This window comes from Streptomyces sp. SPB074 (genome assembly GCF_000154905.1).
Lineage (GTDB): Bacteria > Actinomycetota > Actinomycetes > Streptomycetales > Streptomycetaceae > Streptomyces.
In genome coordinates this window covers 4,151,950-4,153,767 of the sequence record NZ_GG770539.1, presented here as the reverse complement: position 1 = coordinate 4,153,767, position 1,818 = coordinate 4,151,950, and the positions used below count along the sequence as shown (strand labels likewise).

General features: G+C 75.7%; 1 protein-coding gene and 1 pseudogene. Both read right to left on the bottom strand.

What is annotated here, in order from left to right; genetic code table 11:
• Window positions 1-180, bottom strand: a pseudogene (locus SSBG_RS17280) (4-(cytidine 5'-diphospho)-2-C-methyl-D-erythritol kinase); the annotation flags it as partial.
• Entirely contained in the window at window positions 177-1,082 is a 906-nt protein-coding gene (rsmA, locus tag SSBG_RS17275; RefSeq protein WP_008747385.1) for a 16S rRNA (adenine(1518)-N(6)/adenine(1519)-N(6))-dimethyltransferase RsmA, read from the bottom strand. The gene rsmA and the pseudogene SSBG_RS17280, both read right to left, overlap by 4 nt.
• Between the last annotated feature and the right edge of the window lie 736 nt (window positions 1,083-1,818).

Genomic DNA, 1,818 nt, shown 5'->3' with positions numbered 1-1,818 from the left:
GCGGGACGCGGCGGGGGTGGCGGCGCGGGGCGCGGCGGGGGTGGCGGTCACCTCGTCGTACAAGCCGACCGCGAGGAAGATGTTCGCGAGGTCGTGGAAGCCGTCGGGCCGGGCCGGGCCGACCGCGAGCTGGACGTTGACCTTCGCGGGCACGCGGACGGTGACGGCGGCGGGACTCACGCGGGGGTCTCCTTCTCGGACTGCGGCGCGGTGGCGGGGGCATCTGCCCGCGGCTTGTGCTCGGCGATGCGGGCGAACTCCTCGACGGTGAGCGACTCGCCGCGCGCCAGCGGGGACACCCCGGCGGCGCGCAGGGCCTCCTCGGCCGCCGCCGCCGAGCCCGCCCAGCCCGCGAGCGCGGCCCGCAGGCCCTTGCGGCGCTGCGCGAAGGCCGCGTCCACGACGGCGAAGACCTCGCGACGGCTCGCGCTCGTCGTCAGCGGCTCCTCGCGCCGTACGAGCGACACGAGCCCGGAATCGACGTTCGGCGCCGGCCAGAACACGCTGCGCCCGATCGACCCGGCGCGCTTGACGTGCGCGTACCAGGCCGCCTTGACCGAGGGCACCCCGTACACGCGCGAACCGGGGGGCGCCGCGAGCCGGTCGGCGACCTCGGCCTGCACCATGACGAGCGTCCGCTCGACGCTCGGGAAGTGCTCCAGCATGTGGAGGAGGACGGGGACGGCGACGTTGTACGGAAGGTTCGCGACGAGCGCGGTCGGCGCGGGGCCCGGCAGCTCGCGCACACGCAGCGCGTCGGAGTGCACGAGCCGGAAGCGCTCCGCCTTCTCGGGCAGCCGGGCGGCGACGGTGGCGGGGAGCGCGGCGGCGAGGGTGCCGTCGATCTCGACGGCCGTGACGTCGGCGGCGACTTCGAGCAGCGCGAGCGTGAGCGAACCGAGCCCGGGACCGACCTCGACCACGGTGTCCGTCTCGCGCACCTCGGCGGTGCGGACGATGCGGCGCACGGTGTTGGCGTCGATGACGAAGTTCTGCCCGCGCTGCTTGGTGGGACGTACGTCGAGCGCGGCGGCCAGCTCACGGATGTCGGCCGGGCCGAGCAGGGGGTCGGTGCGAGTCACCCGGCAAGGGTACGGGGTCGCTCTCGCCGGGACGTCGTACGTGCGGCCGTGGGGGAGAACGGTCGGTCTGGGGAGGGGGCGGAAGGGCGGGGTGACGAGGGAGAACGCTCGGTCGGCGGCGGGAGCGGGATGGCGGGAGTGGCGAGGGAGAACGTTCGGTCCGGGGCGGTGGATGGTGCGATGTGCGGCGTCCGCGTGGGCGGTACCGAACGTTCTGCCTCGTGGGCGGTGCGACCGGCGCGCGGTACCGAACGTTCTGCCCCGTGGGCGGTGTGACCGGTGCGCGCGGTACCGAACGTTCTGTCCCGCGCGCCCTGCCGCCCGCTTGTCCGCCCGCCCGCCGCTGAGGCCCAGGCAGGATCGCGCGGCGTCCGGGGTGGCGTGGCGTCCGGGATGGAGGGCACCCAAGGTCGCACGGCGCATTGACGCGGTACCGAACGTTCTACCCCTGGGCGCACGGGCGGTCCGGGCGGTCGGCGGTCGGCGGTCGGCGGTCGGCGGTCGGCGGTCGGCGGTCGGCGGTCGGCGGTACCGAACGTTCTGTCCCGCGCGCCGTGCCACTAGCTCGCCCGTGACGTCCCACTCACTGCCCGCCGCGTCCCGTCCGGGGTCGTGCGGCCCGCGTGCGCGAGACCGAACGTTCTGCCTCGCGGGCGGCGCGTGCGACCCGGACGGTACCGAAACGTTCTGTCCCGGGCGCCGCGCCGTCCGCTTGTCCGCCCCGCTCGCCCGTGGC